Source organism: Myxococcus vastator (assembly GCF_010894475.1).
In the GTDB taxonomy this organism is placed as follows: domain Bacteria; phylum Myxococcota; class Myxococcia; order Myxococcales; family Myxococcaceae; genus Myxococcus; species Myxococcus vastator.
Genome location: NZ_JAAIYB010000708.1, coordinates 1 through 2,755, shown reverse-complemented (window position 1 = coordinate 2,755; position 2,755 = coordinate 1). Strand labels below are relative to the sequence as shown.

The window sequence follows — 2,755 nt, the reverse complement described above, 5'->3', positions numbered from 1 at the left end:
CGCCCACCCTGCCCGCGCCGCCCGTGTCGCCCACGCGCCCCGGCGTGGTGGCCCTGGCCGCCTCCACGGGCGGCCCGGCGGCGCTCTTCCGCCTGCTGTCAGAGCTGCCCGCAAGCATCCCCGTCCCCCTGCTGGTGGTGCAGCACATCGCCATTGGCTTCAGCGAGGGCCTGGCGCAGTGGCTGCGCACCGCGGGCCCCTTGTCCGTGAAGGTGGCGGAGGATGGCGAGCCGCTGCTCCCCGGGCACGTGTATCTGGCGCCGGATGATCGCCACCTGGGCGTGCGGGGCGAGGGCCGGGCGGAGGTCTCCCGGGCCGCGCCGGTGAATGGCTTCCGGCCATCCGCGACGTGGATGTTCCGCTCGGTGGCCCGCGCCTATGGGCCCGCGTCGCTCGCCGTCATCCTCACCGGCATGGGCCAGGATGGCCTGGAAGGCGTGCGCGAGCTCCACGGCGCCGGAGGCCGCATCCTGGCCCAGGACGAGCAGTCCTCCGTCGTCTACGGCATGCCCGGTGTGGTGGTGGGCGCCAACCTGGCCCACGAGGTCGTCGCCCTGCCCGACCTGGCGAGCAGGCTCTCCCTGGCGCTCCGGGGTACTCCGGGAGTCTGAGTTACACGATCCACAATATTGGATTTTGGAACATCCGCAGGAATCGCCCGGTGTCGGGATGGCCCTGGGTCCGGGCGGTGTCATGATGGGGGCACCTCCTCAGCCAGTTCTCCTTCATGGCAGCTCGACTCCCCGCATCCCTCACCACCGTCTTCTCCGCGCTCCCCGACCCGTCGTACGTCCTGGACGACACGGGGCGGGTGCTGGTGTGCAGCCAGGCCGGCGCGGAGACAGTGGGCCGGCTCCCCCAGGAGTTGGTGGGCAGGCACTGGGGTGAGCTGGGCTTCCCCCCCGAGGAGCTGGCGCGGCTGGAGACGGCGCGCGCGCGGGTGATGCTCATCCAGGACACCTGCGAGCTGGAAGCGCCCTGGACCACGCAGGCGGGCCTGCGGCGTCACGCGCTGGTGCTCAGTCCTCTGCCCTCGGAGGATGGCGGGCCGTGCTGCGTGCTGGTGACGGCGCGCCCCCTCACCGACGCGGAGGCAGTGTTCTCCCGCGCCATGGAGCTGGAGCTGGCCGCGCGGGCGGAGGTGGAGCAGGCCGAGCGCCGCCGCTCCTTCCTCTACCAGGCGATGACGACGCTCTTCACCCACCCGCCGGACCCGCAGGGCATGTACACGCTGCTGGCGCACCTGGCGGTGCCGGACGTGGCGGACTGGTGCCTGGTGGACGCGCTGGAGCAGGGCCCCTGGGTGACGCGCGTGGCGGTGGCCTGCCTGGACCCGACGCAGCAGGAGCGCGCGGGCGCGCTGCCCACCCGCATCGAGCTGCGGGACGACGCCCCCGTGGGCCTCTTGCGCGTGCTGCGCACCGGGGAGCCGGAGCTGGTGCCCGCGGTGACGGACTCGCTCTTGCGCGCCGCCGCCGCGGAGCCCGCGCACCCCGCGCTGCTGCGGCTGCTGCAGGCGCGCTCGTACATGATTGTGCCCCTGCGCGCGCGCGGCCACACGCTGGGCGCCGTCACCTTCGTGTCCTCGGGCTCCGGGCGCCGCTATGGCCCGGACGATCTGGCGCTGGCGGAAGACTTGTGCCTGCGCGCCAGCCTCGCCATCGACAACGCGCGGCTGGTGGGTGAGTCCCGGCGCGCGGCGCGAGCCCGGGAGGATTTGCTGGCCGTGGTGTCGCACGACCTGAAGAACCCGCTGGGCGTGGTGCAGCTGGGCGCGGCGCTGCTGCTGCGCGGCGCGGGGGCGAAGCCGGGCGGCGAAAGCGTGGCCAAGCAGGCCACCCGCATCCAGGACGCCACCGAGCGCATGTCGCGCCTCATCTCCGACTTGCTCGACTGGGGCCGGCTGGAGGCGGGCGGGCTGCCGCTGGAGTGGGGCGAGCACGGCGTGACGGGGCTGCTCACCGAGGCGCTGGACTCCGTCCGTCCGCTGGCGGAGGCCAAGGGCCTGCACCTGTCCGTGGAGCTCCCCGCCGCGGACGTGCGCGTGCGCTGCGACAAGGTGCGGGTGCTCCAGGTGCTGGGCAACCTGCTGGGCAACGCGGTGAAGTTCACCACCGGCGGGGGCTCCCTGACCCTGGGGGCGCGGCCGCGCGGCGGCGAGGTGTCCGTCCACGTGCGCGACACCGGCTCCGGCATCGCCCCGGACGCGCTGCCCCACATCTTCGACCGCTACTGGCAGGCCCGCGACGCGGCCAGCCGCGGCACCGGACTGGGCCTGGCCATCGCCAAGGGCCTCGTCGAAGCCCACGGCGGTGGCATCCAGGCGGAGAGCACCCTGGGCGAAGGCAGCGTGTTCACCTTCACCCTGCCCTCCACGGGCGGCGCGGCGCCGCTCCCGGCACAACCGCCGCTCGCGCGCGGGGCCACGGACGCCTGAGGTCCGCGGGGCGCGAGTACGACGTGGCGCCAACCCGGTGAGGCGGAGCACCCCGACAGGCGCGCGTGAGCCACCGCGTGCCTGACTTTCTCCACCCTCCCTCGAAAGTGACTTCCTGAAATTCTTGTTTCACCCCGCGCTGCATCCACCCGGGTCGCATTCCTCTGTCACGGGTGCACCCCGAAGGCGGCGGTCGCCCCCCTTCCAGGCAACGGGTGCGACGCGCGGTGAGCCGACGCCTGCCTGGCATCGCGCGGGGCGGAGAGCGGGGTATGGTTCCCTCCCCACCGCCGAAACCGAAGAGGCATGCCCCCCACC

General features: G+C 73.7%; 2 protein-coding genes. Both read left to right on the top strand.

Features of this window, described 5'->3' with window-relative positions:
• A partial coding sequence (locus G4D87_RS36370; protein ID WP_163787381.1) for a CheB methylesterase domain-containing protein occupies positions 1-611 on the top strand: 611 nt, incomplete at its 5' end.
• Positions 612-727: 116 nt separating this feature from the next.
• A complete protein-coding gene (locus G4D87_RS36365; protein WP_240358894.1) occupies positions 728-2,437 on the top strand; it encodes an ATP-binding protein in 1,710 nt (569 codons plus the stop codon).
• Positions 2,438-2,755 lie beyond the last annotated feature (318 nt).

What these genes read in the sequence shown, in the direction of transcription:
- G4D87_RS36365 (WP_240358894.1), top strand. Translation starts at nt 728, where the DNA reads ATGGCAGCTCGACTCCCCGCATCCCTCACCACCGTCTTCTCCGCGCTC.